The 16,954-nt window shown below is 61.2% G+C and carries 13 protein-coding genes; 7 read left to right on the forward strand and 6 right to left on the reverse strand.

What is annotated here, in order from left to right:
- Window positions 1–9: 9 nt before the first annotated feature.
- On the reverse strand, window positions 10–780 hold the full coding sequence (locus DXZ77_RS09860; protein ID WP_115031840.1) for an IclR family transcriptional regulator: 771 nt from the start codon (window positions 778–780) through the stop codon (window positions 10–12).
- Between the two features lie 319 nt (window positions 781–1,099).
- Here DXZ77_RS09860 and DXZ77_RS09865 point away from each other — a divergent pair, with 319 nt between their 5' ends.
- Entirely contained in the window at window positions 1,100–1,561 is a 462-nt protein-coding gene (locus tag DXZ77_RS09865; RefSeq protein ID WP_115031842.1) for a PaaI family thioesterase, read from the forward strand.
- Between the two features lie 22 nt (window positions 1,562–1,583).
- Window positions 1,584–3,077, forward strand: coding sequence for a sodium/proline symporter PutP (putP, locus tag DXZ77_RS09870; RefSeq protein ID WP_115031844.1), 1,494 nt, complete (start codon window positions 1,584–1,586; stop codon window positions 3,075–3,077).
- Here the strand turns inward: putP and DXZ77_RS11890 are convergent.
- Window positions 3,074–3,838, reverse strand: a complete 765-nt coding sequence (locus tag DXZ77_RS11890) for a hypothetical protein (RefSeq protein ID WP_147279265.1) — start codon at window positions 3,836–3,838, stop codon at window positions 3,074–3,076. The two genes, putP and DXZ77_RS11890, sit on opposite strands and share 4 nt — an antisense overlap.
- 108 nt (window positions 3,839–3,946) lie before the next feature.
- Between DXZ77_RS11890 and DXZ77_RS12495 the strand changes: the two genes are divergently transcribed.
- Together DXZ77_RS12495 and DXZ77_RS12500 are read left to right on the forward strand one after the other, a co-directional pair.
- Window positions 3,947–4,228 (forward strand): hypothetical protein, encoded by a 282-nt coding sequence (locus DXZ77_RS12495; protein WP_258553260.1) that lies wholly within the window; start codon window positions 3,947–3,949, stop codon window positions 4,226–4,228.
- Between the two features lie 287 nt (window positions 4,229–4,515).
- Window positions 4,516–5,028 (forward strand): DUF418 domain-containing protein, encoded by a 513-nt coding sequence (locus DXZ77_RS12500; protein ID WP_258553326.1) that lies wholly within the window; start codon window positions 4,516–4,518, stop codon window positions 5,026–5,028.
- Here DXZ77_RS12500 and DXZ77_RS09890 read toward each other — a convergent pair.
- The gene (locus DXZ77_RS09890) at window positions 5,004–7,655 is read right to left on the reverse strand and encodes an alpha/beta fold hydrolase (protein WP_115031851.1); all 2,652 of its coding nucleotides are present in this window, start codon (window positions 7,653–7,655) and stop codon (window positions 5,004–5,006) included. The genes DXZ77_RS12500 and DXZ77_RS09890 overlap by 25 nt on opposite strands.
- A gap of 440 nt (window positions 7,656–8,095) precedes the next feature.
- On the opposite strand from DXZ77_RS09890, the gene DXZ77_RS11895 reads away from it, so the two are divergent.
- Both DXZ77_RS11895 and DXZ77_RS09905 read left to right on the forward strand, forming a co-directional pair.
- A complete protein-coding gene (locus tag DXZ77_RS11895) occupies window positions 8,096–9,292 on the forward strand; it encodes a hypothetical protein (protein WP_147279266.1) in 1,197 nt (398 codons plus the stop codon).
- Between the two features lie 149 nt (window positions 9,293–9,441).
- The gene (locus DXZ77_RS09905; protein ID WP_115031858.1) at window positions 9,442–10,197 is read left to right on the forward strand and encodes a DUF305 domain-containing protein; all 756 of its coding nucleotides are present in this window, start codon (window positions 9,442–9,444) and stop codon (window positions 10,195–10,197) included.
- A gap of 23 nt (window positions 10,198–10,220) precedes the next feature.
- Here the strand turns inward: DXZ77_RS09905 and DXZ77_RS09910 are convergent, their stop codons facing one another.
- Window positions 10,221–10,997, reverse strand: a complete 777-nt coding sequence (locus tag DXZ77_RS09910) for a CrcB family protein (protein WP_115031860.1) — start codon at window positions 10,995–10,997, stop codon at window positions 10,221–10,223.
- Window positions 10,998–11,125: 128 nt separating this feature from the next.
- On the opposite strand from DXZ77_RS09910, the gene DXZ77_RS09915 reads away from it, so the two are divergent.
- Window positions 11,126–12,952, forward strand: a complete 1,827-nt coding sequence (locus DXZ77_RS09915) for an ABC transporter ATP-binding protein (protein WP_115032864.1) — start codon at window positions 11,126–11,128, stop codon at window positions 12,950–12,952.
- A gap of 1,523 nt (window positions 12,953–14,475) precedes the next feature.
- On the opposite strand, the gene DXZ77_RS09930 is transcribed toward DXZ77_RS09915, so the two are convergent.
- Window positions 14,476–15,699 carry an ABC transporter permease gene (locus DXZ77_RS09930; protein WP_115031866.1) on the reverse strand — a complete coding sequence of 408 codons (1,224 nt, stop codon included), beginning with the start codon at window positions 15,697–15,699 and terminating at the stop codon, window positions 14,476–14,478.
- Window positions 15,696–16,865 (reverse strand): peptidoglycan-binding domain-containing protein, encoded by a 1,170-nt coding sequence (locus DXZ77_RS09935; protein ID WP_115031868.1) that lies wholly within the window; start codon window positions 16,863–16,865, stop codon window positions 15,696–15,698. Before DXZ77_RS09935 ends, DXZ77_RS09930 begins: the two co-directional genes overlap by 4 nt.
- Window positions 16,866–16,954: the final 89 nt, after the last annotated feature.

The raw sequence follows: 16,954 nt of genomic DNA on the forward strand, positions 1-16,954 counted from the left end.
GGGGACAAACTAGCGGCGGATGGTGACGGGGTTTGGTTCTGGGGTTCGTAGGGTACGTAGGGATTCGGTGATGCGTTCGGCGCCGTGGCGCATGTGGGTGAGGGTGGGGGCTAGGCGGCCGGTGGAGTAGTGGGACATGGGCATGGCGACGATGAGTGATCCCAAGGCGGTGCGGTCTGCGCCGAGTATGGGCATGGCGATGGAGATGGTGGGTGGGTTTTCGTTGAATCGGTGGAGGGCGTAGCCGCGGCGTCGGGTGGATTCGAGTTCTTCTTTGAGTCTGTGGATGTCGGTGGGGGTGATGTTGAGGTCTGGTAGCCCGGTGTGGGGGTAGAGGTTTTCGAGGTCGGTGTTGTTCATGCCGGCCAGGAGTGCTTTTCCGCCGGCGCTTTCGTGGGCGGTCAGGAGTGGTTTTTCGACGCGGGTGGGTGTTGCTGATTCGGAGATGAGGACGTGGAGGTTTCGTTCGACGAGGATGCCTAGGAAGGCTGATTCTTCGAGAGCGTGTGCGACTTCGCGCACGATGGGTCGGGCTAGGCGTAGCAGGCTTGCTCTGTTTCCGACCATTCCGCCCATACGGAACATGGCTGGGCCTGCCATGTAGGTGCGGTCGGGGGCTTGGACTGCGAATTGTCGGTACATGAGTGTTGATAAGAGTCGGTGTGCGGTCGACGGTGCCACGCCGAGTTCGTGGGCTACCGCGGTGACCGTCACACTCCGGCCATCGCTGAGCAGTGCCAGTAAGCGAAGCGAATTGTCTACGGACTCCAGATACGCCATAAACGACAACCGAACTCTTTCTGTGTTTTCCCGACAAGGCCGGTGGGTGGTTTTCGAGGCTTGCCCCGGCTACCCGGATGCGTTCACGCCCCGAAGTCGCTATGAATTCACCTGTGAAACAACGGGATCAATGTCGACTGTGACGTGGCTCACGTTTATCAGGTTTCCAGTGAATACCCAACCCGCCCGCACATGCAGACACATCCACGTCCAACCTGATCATGGCGATACAACTATGCGGCTCCCGTTCATCCACACGCACAAACCTTCCGCTCAGCGGAAACCTCGCTCACCCCGCCACCCCACGTACCGTGAGCCCATGTCACATAGCGACACGCCCACCAACCCCGACAGCTTCGACCCCCTCAACCTGGACACCCTCAACGATCGCTCAGGAGCCCTGTGCCACCGCATGGGCATCACCTTCACCGAAGCAATCCCCACCCGCTTCACCGCCATCATGCCCGTCGAAGGCAACACCCAGCCTTACGGTCTCCTCCACGGCGGAGCATCAGCCACCCTGGCCGAAACCGTCGGCTCCGCCCTGGCCATGCATCTAGCTGGCCCCAACCGCATCGCTGTGGGAGTCAATATCAACGCAACACACCACCGCGCCGCCGCCCACGGCAACATCACCGCAACAGCAACACCAATCGCTTACAGCCGCAACACTGCTACCTGCCACATCAGCATCACAGACGAAGACCAAAACCTCATCTGCACTGCGACTTTGCTCACAAATCTGCGTAACTCAACACCCAAACCACACCAAAACCGATAATCACCTGAGCTACTTTGACGCAATGACCGACACCGCGTTCCAAATCGTCGCCATGGTGATCTACCTGGCAGCAATGCTAGGCATCGGCTGGTACTCCTACCACCGCACCAACGACCTCGGCGACTACATGCTCGGCGGGCGCGACCTCCACCCCGCCGTCGCAGCCCTATCCGCCGGCGCCGCCGACATGTCCGGATGGCTCCTCATGGGCCTACCAGGAGCCATCTACCTCAAAGGCCTCGTCGAAGCCTGGATCGCCGTCGGCCTGACCCTCGGCGCCTGGATCAACTGGAAACTCATCGCCCCACGACTACGCGCCTACACCGAAGTCTCCGGAGACTCCATCACCGTCCCCAGCTTCCTAGAAAACCGCCTCCGCGACCACAGCCACGCTCTACGCATCGCCTCAGGCCTGATCATCCTCATCTTCTTTACCTTCTACGTCTCCTCCGGAATGGTCGCCGGCGGCACCTTCATGGAAAGCTCCTTCGGCACCGACTACCTCACCGGCATGCTCATCATCGCCGCCGTCACCGTCACCTACACCCTCTTCGGCGGCTTCCTCGCAGTCTCCTACACCGACTTCGTCCAAGGTCTCATGATGGTCCTGGCCCTCATCGCCGTCCCCATCGCCGCACTCATCGCCATCGGCACCGGCAACTTCACCACCGAAATCAACGCAGCCAACCCCACCGCCCTGTCCTTCACCCACGGCGCCACCACCATCGGCGTCATCTCCTCACTCGCCTGGGGCCTGGGCTACTTCGGACAACCCCACATCGTCACCCGCTTCATGGCCCTACGCAGCCCCGCCGAAGCCATCGCCGGACGCCGCATCGGCATCGGCTGGATGCTCTTCTCCGTCGGCGGCGCAATCATCACCGGCCTCGTCGGCATCGCCTACTTCAGCCGCAACCCCGACCTAGCCATCACCAACCCCGAAACCGTCTTCATCCGCCTAGGCCAACTCCTCTTCCACCCCCTCATCGCCGGATTCATGCTCGCCGCAGTCCTGGCCGCCATCATGAGCACCATCGCCAGCCAACTCATCGTCACCTCCTCAGCACTCATCGAAGACATCTACAAAGCCCTCGGAAAAACACCCCACCACGACAGCCACTACGTACGCCTCGGACGCCTCGCCGTCCTAGCCGTATCCGTCATCGCCGCGCTCCTAGCCCTAGACCCCAAATCCACCATCCTCGAACTCGTCGCCTTCGCCTGGGCCGGATTCGGCGCCGCCTTCGGCCCCACCATCCTGCTATCCCTCTACTGGCGAAAACTCACCACCGCAGGAGCCCTCGCCGGCATGATCACCGGCGCCACCCTCGTAGCCATCTGGCGACCCCTCAGCGGCGGAATCTTCGACATCTACGAGATCATCCCCGGCTTCCTCGGACACCTCCTCATCGCCTGCGCCATCAGCCTGGCCACCCACAAACCCAACCCCACCATCGACACCGAATTCGACGAACACAAACGCCGGGCAAACAACTTCACCCAACCGGCCACCTAACCCCCAACCCGAGGCAACAACACCTCCAACTCACCGGTACCGTCCCGGAGGCGAGCACGCGCCAACGGAGTCTTCTCCACCTGCACCAACGCATCCACCACCGGGCGGTACCGGGCACTAGACAACGACGAAAACTCACCCACCCGCTCCCCAGCAACCCGCACCTCAACACCCGGCTCCCCCACATGCCGACCACAACTCAACGTCGTCGGATGCAACGTCACCCACTCCACCACCTCACGCGCCACCCGAGCCACCGCCTCAGCACTCATCGACCGCGCCGGAACCGTCACCACACACTCCGGCACCAACGGCTCCACACCCTCAGGAGCACCCAACATCAACCGCAAATGCTCCGGCTCCACCACCCGCAACGACAATACCGGCACAAAACCAGGCCCCTCACCAAAGGTCACCACCCCCTCACAGGAGACCCGCACCCCCTCCTGCTGAGCCCGCAACAACGTCCCCCGCCACAACGGCGCCTGCCCCGCCGGCAACACCCCCACCACCACACCATCAACCTCAACCACCACACCACCACGGCCCTCCAACGCCACCAACCACGCCGTCACACTCACCCGCCCCGCACGCCCCGACACCCGCAGACCAGAAACCAACGACGAGATCACCGACTCCAACGCCACCCCATACACACCCTCACTGACCACACGCATCCCCCGCACCGACGGCAACCGCACCACCGAACCCCGCCGCGCCACAACCTCACTACTGACCAAAACAACCCGCTCCCAACTCACGCCCCCAACGGAGACACCCAACACAACACAGCCCACCAACGGCAGACCGACATCACGTCGGCACCCCCACCCCAACCCTGAGCCAAACCCCCTCACTACCCTTTCCTCATGACGCCACGCCGCCTGCCCACACCCGACATCGCCCGCGGCGCCATGCTCCTACTCATCGCCCTAGCCAACGCCACCAGCTGGGCCCCGCACCCCCCACCAACACCACCCCCACCATCGGACCCAACGAACTATGGGTCCTCATCCGCGGACTCTTCATCGACGCACGCGCCTATCCCCTCTTTTCCATCCTCGTCGGATTCGACATCGCCACCATCGCCAGCCGAGCAACCACAACCCCCACCATCCTCTACCGCCGCGCCGCCGCTCTTACCCTCATAGGCCTGCTCCACAACTTCCTCTTCTCCGGAGACGTCCTAGCCACCTACGGCCTCACCATCGCCCTACTCACCCCGCTCATCACCACCAAACACCCCAACACCACCGCACTGACCATCACAGCCCTTGGCTTCACCGCCCTCGCACTGGCCACCACCACCTTCATCGGCTTCAACCCCACCGATCAAACCCCCGAATCCAACGGCCCCTACCTACTCGAATGGCTCGGAAAAACCATCTCCTCAATACCCACCACCGCCGTCATCCCCTGCATCATCATCGGCATATTCATCCAGCGCACCACCCTCCTAAGCCACCCCCACCGCCACCGACGCCTCCTAGCCACGACCGCAGCCACCGGCCTGCTCATCGGCGCACTCACCGCCATCCCCCCGACCCTGACCTACATCGGCATCACCATCAGCCCACTAATCCCCTGGACTATCGCCCTCGACACCCTGGGCAGCTATTTCGGCGGCCTAGGCTGGCTCGCCCTCATCACCCTGACCCTCAGCTACACCAACCCCACGCACCACCCCACCACCAGCGGATACAGCCCCCGCGCCATCCTCACCGCCATCGGCAAACGCTCTATGACCTGCTACCTGCTCCAAAGCGCGCTCTTCGCTCTGCTACTACCCGCCAACAGCGGCCCTGTCACCGAAATCCACGCCGCCGCCATCGCCGTCATCATCTGGCTCATCACAGCATTGACCGCCACCATCTTCGACCGAGCCGGAATTCCCGGCCCGGCCGAATGGGTGACACGACGCCTCATCTACGCAGGCGTTCCCCGCGACTGACCCTGCTGACCAACAGAACTCGCCTCACGCAACACCTCACGCTCCAACGGGCCACATGCCTGCGCAGCCTGCTCAACCTCCGCAGCGATCAACCGCGCCAACCCCTGCGCATTCGGATCACGCAACATCGTCATGTGATCACCCCCGGTCTCCACCAACTTCCACGAACCGGACAAAAAGTCCGACCAATGACGACGCATTGCCTGCTCAGGACTATCAGCCACCACCACTAACACCCGCCCCGCATACGGGTCCGTCCGATACCGTGCAGTCAACACTTGACTCTGGGCGTGGAAACGCCAGTACTGCCCCAGCCCTGGCGTAGGTACCAAACCAGTCACAGCCAACCCCACCAAGTCACGGGCCCGCCGCTTCAACGACTTCTGCGGAGTTTCCGGCTGCCACTGCGGGTCCGGGGGGAAAGAATCCAGCACCATCAACGTGGCCACTTTCTCCCCCGCGGCTTCCAACTGCTTAGCCACCTCCAACGCCACCAAGCCACCAAAGCTATGTCCGGCAATGAAATACGGTCCGTGCGGCTGGATACTACGAATCGCACGCACATCACGACGCGCTACCGCCTCCACTGACCAGTCCGGCAGCCCACGCACTTCCAACGCATGGGATTGCAACGCATATACCGGGCGTCCTTGCGGCAGATGACGCACCACCGGCACAAACCCCACACCCAAGCCACCGCCACCAGCGATAAAGAAAATCGGCTCTTGGTCACCAGCAGTACGTAATTCGCTGACAATCTGGTGACGCCGCTGCGGACGACGCCGAAGCTGCCGCGCATACTGCGCCAACGTCGGCGCCTCCACCAGTGTTTGTGATGTCACCTGATCGGGGCGAATACGCAGATCCTCAACAACTCGGGTCAGCAGCTCCTCCGCTGCTAGTGAGTCACCGCCGAGTTCAAAGAAGTCACTATCGCGCCCAATCTGGTCAGTTCCCAGTACTTCTTCCCAGATACCAGCAACTAACCGTTCCCACTCTGTCTTGGGTGCTTCTCCCACCGCTGGGGCCGGAACCGGTGGCAAAGCGGCACGATCTAGCTTGCCCCGCTCTGTGCGTGGCAACGCATCAACGAACACGACAGCTTCGGGAACAAGGTGGCTCGAAAGGCGTATGCGCAGCTGGGCACGTACTGAGGCGGCTCCTGGGCGCTCTGCAGAGCTCACCACGTACGAGACCAGACGGTACTGGCCGTTGTCTTCAGGTCGAGGCATCCCCACAGTTACCGACTCGATCACCTCGGGCAGCGTGGACAACACCGCATCAACTTCACCGGGCTCGACGAGGTAGCCACGCACTTTCACTGAATGGTCTCGCCGTCCCAACAGCCGCAGATTGCCGGAATCGTCGAAGGTGCCGATATCCCGGCTGAGGAACCATGCGTCCCCGATGGCGTCATGGCCGAACGCAGCCGCCGAGGCTGATTCGTCTCCCCAATACCCACTCGCCACGTATTTGCGGTGAACGGCCACTAATCCTGTGCCTGGTGCCAGTGGAGGTAGATCGTCTTGGCCGCCAGTGATATGTGCAGCTGTTGCTGCGTCCACGAGTTCCACACGGGTGAATCCGACCGGGCGCCCTACTGGCAGTGCACCTTCGAGCGTGGGGTGGTCTGCAGCAATAACGTATTCAGCGATGAGGCCGGTCTCAGATGATCCGTATCGGTTCCGCACCACGCATTCGGGTGACAGCAGCGTCCGGATTCGCTCTACGTCGCAGCCTTGGGCTGCTTCTCCTGCGATTGTTACTGAGCGAAGACGTTCTAGCAGTGCTGGGTCGGGCCCGGTGGCGGCGAATGCGCGGCAGATGGCTGGGCTGGCTTGCATGACGGTGCATTTGTTTTTGTGTAGCCAGGCTGCCAGGGGGGCGATGCCGTGTTCGCGGGTGTCGAAGAGTCGAGTGATGGCTCCGACGGTGATACCGGCGATGGTGGCCATGAGGCCGGCGTGGAATGCCATGGGGAGGTTGTGGGCGATGATGTCGTTGGCGTCGTAGCAGCCGGTAGCTAGGGAGTTGTCCCAGGCATCCATGACCAGCATGCGTTGGTCGTTGACCACGATTTTGGGGGTGCCGGTGGAGCCGGAGGTCAGGGCGAGGACGGCGGGCAGGGCTGGGTCGGTGGGGTTACGCCAGAGGTGGCGTGCGCGGGCGTTGGGCAGGGTGGTGACGTCGATGGTGGTGGTGCCGAGGTCGGCGGCGACTTTGGCGAGTCCGTCGGCGTGTAGGACGCAGCGGGCTCCAGTGCGTTTGATTTGGTCAGCTAGGCGGGGGGCGGGGGCGCGGGAGTCCAGGACGACAACGGGGTGTCCGGAGCCGATGATGCCGAGGATGGTGGCGACGGCGCGGGCGGTGTGTCCTTGGAGGACAGCTACGGGCAGTGGGTGTCCGGTGTCATCGACGGCGTCGGTTAGTGGTCCGAGGTGGGTTTCGATGAGGGCGCGGATGCTGGCTGCTTCGGCGGCCAGGGTGTTGTAGGTGACGTTGCGGGTGGCGTCGGTGATGGCCAGTGCTTCTGGTGCGGCTTTGACGATTGTGGCGATGCGTGCGATGACACCGCGTTCTGCGTCTTCACTGGTGAGTGCCGGGATATTTCGCAGCGTGTTTTTCATTATTGGACCTCTCCCCCGCGGTGGTTGTGGTGTCCCCACCGGTTCCCCTGTTTTTTCAAGGCCGTTCTTAGTTCGGCACGAGCGAGTATGTCCAACGGGGTTAGGGGTGAGTCGGGGTGTGGGCGCGCTTCCACAGATAAGCGAAATGGGTGCGCTGTGAATGTGGTTGTGGCGTTGTCGGGTTGATGCGGCTTGTTGGTTGGTTGGGTGTCGACATCAGGGTGGGGGTGGCTGGGGTGGGGTCGTTCGTAGCCGAATCGTTATCGCTGTCAGATGACATACGCACTAGATGGAGTGATCCAATTATTTTGCCGGCATCGAAGACCGGCTCACGTGACGGTGCTTGTTGGGGGATGGCAGGGCCGCGCACGTAGCGGCCCCCGAGGGGTGAGGGAGTTGGCCGCTTATTGACACACGCTTCTACCCATAAGGGGAACAACATGTCTGTGATCAGTCGTAGTGGTGTATCTGCGTTCGTTGCTGTGGGGGTGGGCCTGTGTTCGTTTGCAGTTGCCGCCATGGCGGCGCCACCTGCTGCTGGATCTGATGTTTTTTCCGCCCGGCAGGTCAGTGCGTTGGCTCAGGTTGGTGGTCGGGGTAGTCAGGTAGATGGTGCAGCTTCAACGGGGGTGAGGCGTTCGCAAGAGGTGGCTGGGTTTACTCCGGTGGTCACGCTTGGGTCCTCTGCTGAGTTGGGGCGGGCGATCTCTGCAGCCAGTCCTGATGAGCAAACTGTGTTTGTTTTGTATGCCGTAGATGGCCAGGCCGTGGTGCAGCGAATCGTGACGAAAGAGGATGGGAAACCGTGTATTTCGACGTGGCGTTTGGGTAACTATCAGCCAGGTCACACGAATACAGGTGTGGTTGATGCGAGTTCTCCTGAAGATGTGTGGGTGACTACGGGATCGCAGCTGCATCATTTTGATGGGCGTCGTTTCACGTTAGTGAAGTTGCCTGAAGGAATGGGGACTACACAGACGGTTAAGGATGTGCCTGGCCCCGGGGCTTTTGTTTCCTTGGGTGGCGATAGGGGTGGCCAGGTGTATCGGGCGGTGGTGCGCGATTGTGGTGTGAGGTGGCAGCGTTTGCCGGTGGCGTCTCGACCTGATCGTCCTGGGGAAACGTATACGTTTCACAAGCTGAACTATGCCGGGGGGACGCTGTTCGGTATGGACAGCACTGAGGTGAATGGGTATTTGCCGTTCACTGTGTTTGAGATGGGCAAGGATGGGTGGGTTTCCCGGTATGAGGCAGCTCACTTTTTTGCTGGTGGTGGGGTGCGGAGTTTTACATGGTTGACGCCTAAGGCAGATCGGCATATCACGTTGGGGTTGGCGTCTTCTCCTCGCGGTGAGTTGAAGCCGTATTGCAATGGGTGGAATGGGGATGCTGCGGCTGCTTCGGGGGTGTCGTGTACGTCGACGGCGGGGTCGGGTAAGGCAGCGTTGTTGGCTGATGGACGCATGGTGACGGGGTCTTTTACTCAGCGTCCTGCCTCGGGTGAGGACACTGAGGTGCAGTTGTCGGGGGATCTTGGTGGGGGTGTTTACGCGATGGCGGGGTCGTTGGTTGGCAGTGCTGCGTGGGCGGTTACTGGTGATGGAGAGGATCTGGTTTTGCAGCGTTATCGGGGGTGAGGTTATGGCTGGAGTCGGGGCGTCTGTTGTTGGGGCGCACCCGGCTTGGCCGTGTGGTTGGGTGGATTCACCCTCCATGGTGAATTCTTTGGGTCTTCAGCGGTTCTAGGATGAGATCACTGTTTTGACTCGATTCGTGGGGAGTCACCGTGACACATCATCGCTTTGCTGCCGCCGTGTCGCTGACGTGCGCCTTGGCTCTGGCTGGCTGCGGTAAGTCTGCATCCTCGCCGACGCCTGCTAACACGAGTCGGCCTGCATCGTCACATGCTTCTGCTGCTACTTCGGGGGCGGCAACGGCTGATTCGACGGGTGATGCAGAAGATTTGGGATATGTGGCTGCGACGATTCCGTTGAATGACGAGATTGTTGAGGCGGCGCGTTTGGCGTTGGATCCGCGGCATCGGGCGAGCGCGAAGGTGCAGGCCGCGGCGACGCAGATTCGGCGTACTGCTGAGGTGCGTGCGGCGATGTTGACGAGTTGGCGTGATGAGTGGACTCAGAATGCTGAGCAGACTGCGGCGCCGACGAAGGCGACTGATCCTGCGCAGAGTCCGGGTAAGCCATCTGCTGGGCGCCATGGGGCTACCTCAGCGAGTTCCTCGCAGTTGTCTTCGGATGAGGATATGGGTGATGAGGAGAAGGATGGCGCTGATCCGGATGATTTGGAGGGGTTGGCGGCGGCCTCGGGTACGCAGTTTGATGCGTTGTGGCTACAGCACATGATTGACCTGGATACGACGCATATTGATTTAGCGGAGAATGCCGCGGAGACCACGGAGAATCCGGAGTTGCGTGAGTTCGCGTTGCAGGCGGCTAAGCAGCACACTCAGGAGGTGCGGCAGCTGCGGGCGTTGTTGACTGGTGGTCCGGATGATTCTCGTGGCGCTAAGGGCAAGCGTTGAGTGGTGTGGCGGCTTGGCGCTGCTTAGGTGAGGCTGATGCCTAGTGCTGTGCCGATGGCTGCGGCGGTGAGGGTACAGGTGAGGTTGGCGGCGGTGTTGATGCAGGCGGTGGCGTAGCGGTGGTGGCGTAGCTGGTTGGTGGTATCTGCGGCGAAGGTGGAGTAGGTGGTGAGTGCGCCGCAGTAGCCGGTGGTGAGCAGGAGTTGCCATTGGGTTGAGGTCAAGGGGGTGAGGGTGTGTTGGGTAGTGATGGTGGTGATGAGGTTGATCAGGAGTGAGCCGAGGGTGTTGGCGGTGAGGATTCCCCAGGGGAAAGTGTGGTGTGGGGTGTGGGTGGTGATGAGGTGTCGGGTGATGGCGCCTATTGCGCCTCCGATGGCGACGAGGAGGGCGTTCATGGGGTGGTTTTTTGGTGGCGAGGTGGTGTCCGAGTGCTGCGGCGCTGATGGCCAGGGTGGGGGTGAGGATGAGGTAGAGGGCGGCGGTGGGCCAGGTGGGGGGGTGGTGAGGAGGTTGGTGTTTTCGTGGGCGTAGGTGGAGAAGGTGGTGTAGCCGCCGAGGAGGCCGGTGCCGAGGAAGGGGCGTAGGTAGGGGGAGGTGGTGCGGTGGGTGAGGGTGCCGGTGAGGGTTCCCATGAGGAGGCATCCGGTGGTGTTGATGAGCAGGGTGGTGGTGGGGAGGGTTCCGGGGGTGGTGGGCCAGGTGGTGGTGAGTGTCCAGCGGATGAGGGCGCCTAGGGCGCCTCCTGCGCCGATGATTGCGGTGATTGTGGTGGGGTGGGGTGGGGTGGCGCTGTTCACGTGTTCACGGTAGTTCGGGGTGGGGTGGTTCTGTGTTTGGGGGGGCGTTGGTGTTGTGTTGAGGGGTTGTTGAGGTTGGGTTGTCGGAGACTGGGGCACGTTGGGTTTTTCTGGCGGAGAGGGTGTGCATGGTGAAGCGGGCGTGGGGTGGACCGGCGGGGTTGGTGCGGGCTGCTGATGAGGCTGAGCGGGAGCAGTTGCGTCGTCATCCGGTGCCGTTGCGGCGGGTCTTGGTGTTGTTTGCGCCGTATCGGAAGCGTTTGTTGGCTGTGATGGCTGTGATTGTGGCTAGTTCGCTGGTGGGGGTGGTGCAGCCGTTTTTGGTGCGGGAGGTGGTGGATGTGGCGATTCCGTTGCAGCAGGTTCCGTTGTTGTTGGTGTTGGTGGGTGGGATGGTTGCGGCGACGGTGGTCACGCAGTTGCTGGGTGTTTTGCAGACGTTGTGGGCGACGATGATTGGCCAGCGGGTAATGCATGACCTGCGGGTTGCGGTGTTTGAGAATTTGCAGCGTCAGTCGTTGGCTTTTTTTACGCGTACGCGTACGGGGGAGGCGCAGTCGCGTCTGGTGAATGATGTGGGTGGGATGCAGTCGGTGGTGACGAATACGGCGACGTCGATTGCGGCTAATGCGACGACGACGATTGCGACGGTGGTGGCGATGGTTGCGTTGAGTTGGCGTTTGTCGTTGTTGAGTCTTTTGGTGGTTCCTCCGGCGGTGTGGATTACGCGCAAGGTGGCGTTGGCGCGGCGGGCTCTTGTGGATCGTCGTCAGGAGACGATGGCTGATTTGCATACGCAGATCGAGGAGGGTTTGTCGTTGTCGGGGATGCGGCTTATCCGTACGTTGGGGGCTTCGCGGGCTCGGTCTGAGCTTTTTGGGGTGACTTCTGGTGCCTTGGTGGATCTTGAGGTGCGGTCGCAGTTGGCGGGGCGGTGGCGGTTGGCGGTGATGCAGATTGTTTTCGCGGTGATTCCGGCATTGGTGTATTTGGTGGCGGGTTTACCGGCGACTTCTGGGGGAATGACAATTGGGACGTTGATTGCGTTTACGGGGTTGCAGGCGGGGCTTTTTCGTCCGTTGATGAGCATTTTGAATGTGTCGGCAGAGTGGATTAGTTCGATGGCGTTGTTTGGGCGGATTTTTGCGTATGTGGATGTGGAGTCTGATGTTCCGGAGCCGGTGAGTCCGGTGTTTGTGGATCCGGTTTTGGCGCGGGGTGAGGTGTGTTTGGAGGGGGTGTCGTTGCGGTATCCGGGTAGTGATCGTGATGCGGTTTCTGGGGTGGATTTGTTTATTCCTGGGGGTGGGACGGTTGCGTTGGTGGGTGCTACGGGGTCGGGTAAGTCGACGGTGGCGTCGTTGGTGCGCAGGTTGGTGGATCCTTCGCTGGGGCGGGTGATGATTGATGGGGTGGATGTGCGGGATATTGCTGAGGAGAATTTGGCTGCTTTGGTGGGGATTGTTTTGCAGGAGACGTATTTGGTGCATGACTCGATTCGGGCGAATTTGTTGTTGGCTCGTCCGGGTGCGAGTGAGGGTGAGTTGTGGGCGGCGTTGGAGGTGGCGCAGATCGCGGATGTGGTGCGGGGGTTGCCGTTGGGGTTGGACACGATTGTGGGTGCGAGGGGTTATCGGTTTTCTGGTGGGGAGCAGCAGCGTATTGCGGTGGCGCGGACGGTGTTGCGGGATCCGCGGGTGTTGGTTCTGGATGAGGCGACGAGTGCGTTGGATAACACGACTGAGCGTGAGTTGCAGGTGGCGTTGGATGGGGTGATGGCGGGGCGGACGACGTTGGTGATTGCGCATCGTCTTTCCACGATTCGGGATGCTGATGTGATTGTGGTTCTGGATTCTGGGCGGGTGGTGGAGCGGGGATCTCATGCGGAGTTGGTGGCGTTGGGGGGTGCGTATGCGGCTCTTGTTGCTGGTGATGGTGGAGGTGCTGTGGGGTAGGTGGGGTGTTGGGGGAGGTGGTGTTGGTGGTTTTGGGGGTGAGTTGGGGTGTATGTGCGCTTAGTGTGATGTGGGAAGGCCTACGAGAGGCACGGCTGGAGGGGGTCGGGTTTCTCGTAGGCCTTCTATTGCTATATGAGATTGCTCGTAGTGACGCCCTCAGGAAGAGATTGCCTGTATGAAACTTTTCAAGACGTGGGCGTTTGAGTGCTGCGATTGGGGCAGCACCGCGGATGCCCATGTGATGGCCAATAGCTTGCACGTCTTGAAGCACTGGTACGACCAATGGGCGGACGGGCTCGTCTTTTACTGCAGCGGTATTGCTAACTACGTTCCGCGCCTGAAGGTCGCCTATCTCAGCCTATGACCACTGTGCCAGCGGCTTCGACCTCCAAAAGACCTGACGGATGGCGTCTTGCGGCGCTGCTCGGCCTAGTGGCCTTCGGCGATGAAGCCTTCTCCATCAGCCTTCCCCTAGTCCTGTTGACCTTAGGAGCGAGCGCATCGGCGCCCGTTCTCATCCACGGAGCGCTCTACACATCCCTGGTTATCGCGGGGTTCATGCTTGGCGGGGTGGTGGATCGCTACGAGACTTACTGGGTTGTTAGGCGATGCTTGTTGGCCTCTTGTCTGATCGTTTCGCTCGGTGGCTTTTTGATCTACGCCACGGGGTGGACGGTTAGCGTGGCCGTTGGCACCGTATTGCTGCTCGGTGTTCCGGGCGCGATTGAGGCTCTGCGCACAGCGTCTGCGACAGTGGGTCCTCTCATTGGCGGTTTTGTCGCAAGCGCAGGTCTCAAGGGCGTCTTTGCTGGGTACGCACTGATTTTTGGAATCGGCTCCTTGGCCCCTCGAGGGGACTTACCTCCAGGATCTGACCATCACGAACCTCCTGAAAAGGGAAATAACACTCAAGGATCGGCCGTAACTGAATTTAGGACGAATCGATCGCTTGTTCGCGGAGTGGCCCTAAGCTCGTCGCTCAATGTCGGTCTAGCAGTTATGGTGCCGATCAGCATCGCCAGATTGAAGCTGGAAGGCGGACTGTCCGCCGCGCAAATTGGGGTTTGTCTGGCGGCTGTTGGGGTTTGTTCAATTGTTGCCGCCCAGGTCGCGGGCGGGGTAGGGGGAAAGTCTCTGGCTTTTCCGGCTCTGCTTACCGCATCGTTAGTCTCATTGGCCGGGTGGTTTACAAGCGTTTTTATGATCAGTGCCCTTATGTCGTTCGCCAGTGCCACTGCCATATTTTTCAACGTCCGATGGCGGACTTACCGGCAACTAGTCACAACGCCTCAGCGACTCGGGGCAGTGTCCTCCTGGTGTCGCAGTATCGCCTACTCCTGGATCGCCCTTGTGAGTTTTATAGGCGCACGTTTCGTATCATCTGGCATCAGCGCATCAACGGTTCAGACTGCAGCAGGGGTGGCTTCTCTGGTGTGCGTAATCATCGTTTTAGCGGGCTTTCGTTCTGAGCGGGCGTAGGGCTGGCGAATGAGTGTCTCCGTACATCTAGTGGTGTGGGGTTAGGGGTGGATGACGGTGGTGGGGCTGATTCGGGCTACTCGGGTTGCTGCTGCAGTTCCGCCGAGTCCGCCGAGGATGGTTGTAGCGGCTAGGGCTGCAGGAATCGACCAGGGAGTGATGTAGGCGGGTTGGTCGATGAGTACGGCGGTGATGGCCAGGGTGATCATGCCGATGATGAGGCCTAGTATTCCGCCGGCTAGGCCGATGGTGCTGGAGCGTAGGAGCAATTCGAGGAAGAGGTGTTTGCCGCGGGCGCCGAGTGCTTTTTTGAGTGCGTATTCGTTGAGGTGTTCTGCAACGGCTGCGTATTGGATGATGCCGATAAGGAATGCGCCGAGGAGAGCTGCGGTGGTAGTGAGGTAGTGGGTGGGGGTGAGCAGTTCGGGGGTGATAGGGGATTCGGTGGGGTGGTTTGTGACGGCGGTGGCGGTGGGGTGGATGGAGTTTTCGTAGCCGGGGGCGATGGCGTGTGGGAGCAGTTTGGCGTAGGTAGTTGCTCCGGCTGGTGGGGTGAAGCCGGTGAGGTTCATGTGGGTGGGGTTTCCGCCGAGGGTTACTGCTGTTTTGTCTGAGACGAGGATGGATCGTAGGAGTTCGGGGCGTTTTCCTGCGTCTTCGATGATGTCGGTGATGGTGATGGGGTGGTTGTTGATGCTGATGTGGTCGCCGATGCGGAGTTTTTCGGTGGTGGCCAGGGTTTTTCCTACGGCTGCGGCGCCGTCGGTGGAGAGCATGGGGGCAAGGGCATGACGGGCGTGGATGTCGCTGCGTTGGGCGATGTGTTCGGTGGCTGCGGTGATGGGCCAGGTGTGGGTGGTTTGGGTGCCGTTGGGCATGTTTCGGGTGGTTTTGGCGTCGTGTATTCGCCAGGTAATAAGTGGTTCTCGTAGGCCGATGCGGGTGCTGGCTTGGGTGATGTTGGTGGGTTGAGCCAGGGCTGGGGGCAGTTCTTCGGTGTTAATGGAGACGGTGACGTGATTGGTGAGCATTGAGTCCAGGCGGTGCGCGGCGGCGGCGTCGTTGATGCCTTGCATGCCTGTGGAGAGGATGAATGCGGCGCTTGCGATGGCGATGGCTAGGGCGGGTATGAGGGCGCTGAGGGGGTTGTGGCGGATGGGGCGCAGGGCTTCTGTGGTGATGGTGCGCAGGATGTTGGTGCGGTGGCCGCGGTTGTGGCGGCGGCGTTCTCGGCGGCTGGGGGGTGTGGTGTGGGGGGTGTTCACTTATCGCTCACCAGGACTTCGTCACCTACTGAGAGGCGTCCTTCGAGGGGGGTGATGGTGACGAGGTTTCCGTCTGAGATGCCTGTTTGGACGGGGATGTCGCGGTTTTGGGTGTTTTTGGCGAGGCGGATGCACGGTTTGCCGTTGCAGGTGGTGATGGCGGCTAGGGGAACGTGGAGGCTGTCGGCTGGGGATGCGTTGAGTTTGATGGCGGCTTTGATGGGCTTGTCGTTGGGGTCGTCGTTGGAGGGCAGGGTGAGTTGTAGCTTGTAGAAGCCGGGTTTGATGTTGCCTGGTTCTAGTCGGGTTGTTTCGGGGGTTTCGTTGCTGCCGGGTGGATTGGGTAGGCCTTGGATGGGTGGGTTTCCTGCGGCTGAGGCGGTGTGGGTGGGCATGGTGACGGCGGCGACGGAGGCGACGATATTTTTGCCTGATGCCATGGTGACTTTGATGCTTTGGCCCATGTGGAGTTCGTTGGCGAGGGCGGGTTCGAGTCCGCCGATGGCGGTGAGGGGGCCGCCGTCGAGTTTCATCAGAGGGGCGCCTTCGGGCAGGACTTGACCGAGGGTGGCGCCGAGTTTGGCGATGCGGAGTTTTTTGACTTTGTCGGGTACGGGGACCAGTTGTCGCCAGTGGATGGTCTCGGGGATGGGTTTGTAGGGGCGCATGAGGGCGGCCCATGCGGCTGCTGTGGATTTGCCGAATTTGCCTGGGGGGTCGGTGACACGGTGGCCGCAGGCGGTGAGTCCGCGTTGGAGGGCAGCTACGTCACTGCCGGTGGCGCCGGGGGCGAGGTCGCGGAAGAAGGGGCGTTGTCCGGGGATGAGGAGGACGGGGACGTCGTTGACGGAGATGGGTGAGGTGCAGCGGGGGGTGTGGGCGCCTTCGCGGAGGGTGAGGCGGGTGACGACGCGGCGGGATGCTTCGATAGGTACTTCGGCGTTGGTGGTCCATTCGCTGACTTGGGTGAGGGGGACGTCGGCGAGTTGAGCGACTGATCCTTTGCCGATTTTGGCGGTGGGGGGTGGGGTGTCTTCGGGGTCGGCTGGGGTGGGGGTGCCGATGGTGAGGTAGCCGGTGGCGAAGGCGGTGCTGAGTCCGGCTACGAGGATGAGGGATAGGCTCGTTAGCGGGGAAGGTAGTTTTTTGATTTTGGTGGTCCTCACGTGGGGTGGTTTCGCCGGCGTTGAGGGTGGGTGCAGCGGGGGGTATTCGGGGGAGGTTAGTTGGGGCGCAACGTTGCTGGCTTTTTAGG

Source organism: Dermatophilus congolensis (assembly GCF_900447215.1).
GTDB classification, from domain to species: Bacteria; Actinomycetota; Actinomycetes; order Actinomycetales; family Dermatophilaceae; genus Dermatophilus; species Dermatophilus congolensis_A.

Excerpts from the sequence above, each read along its gene's own strand:
- DXZ77_RS09890 (WP_115031851.1), bottom strand. The coding sequence starts at position 7,655 with ATGAAAAACACGCTGCGAAATATCCCGGCACTCACCAGTGAAGACGCA.
- DXZ77_RS11895 (WP_147279266.1), top strand. The coding sequence starts at position 8,096 with ATGTCTGTGATCAGTCGTAGTGGTGTATCTGCGTTCGTTGCTGTGGGG.
- putP (WP_115031844.1), top strand. The coding sequence starts at position 1,584 with ATGACCGACACCGCGTTCCAAATCGTCGCCATGGTGATCTACCTGGCA.
- DXZ77_RS09860 (WP_115031840.1), bottom strand. The coding sequence starts at position 780 with ATGGCGTATCTGGAGTCCGTAGACAATTCGCTTCGCTTACTGGCACTG.
- DXZ77_RS09865 (WP_115031842.1), top strand. The coding sequence starts at position 1,100 with ATGTCACATAGCGACACGCCCACCAACCCCGACAGCTTCGACCCCCTC.
- DXZ77_RS09915 (WP_115032864.1), top strand. The coding sequence starts at position 11,126 with ATGGTGAAGCGGGCGTGGGGTGGACCGGCGGGGTTGGTGCGGGCTGCT.
- DXZ77_RS12495 (WP_258553260.1), top strand. The coding sequence starts at position 3,947 with ATGACGCCACGCCGCCTGCCCACACCCGACATCGCCCGCGGCGCCATG.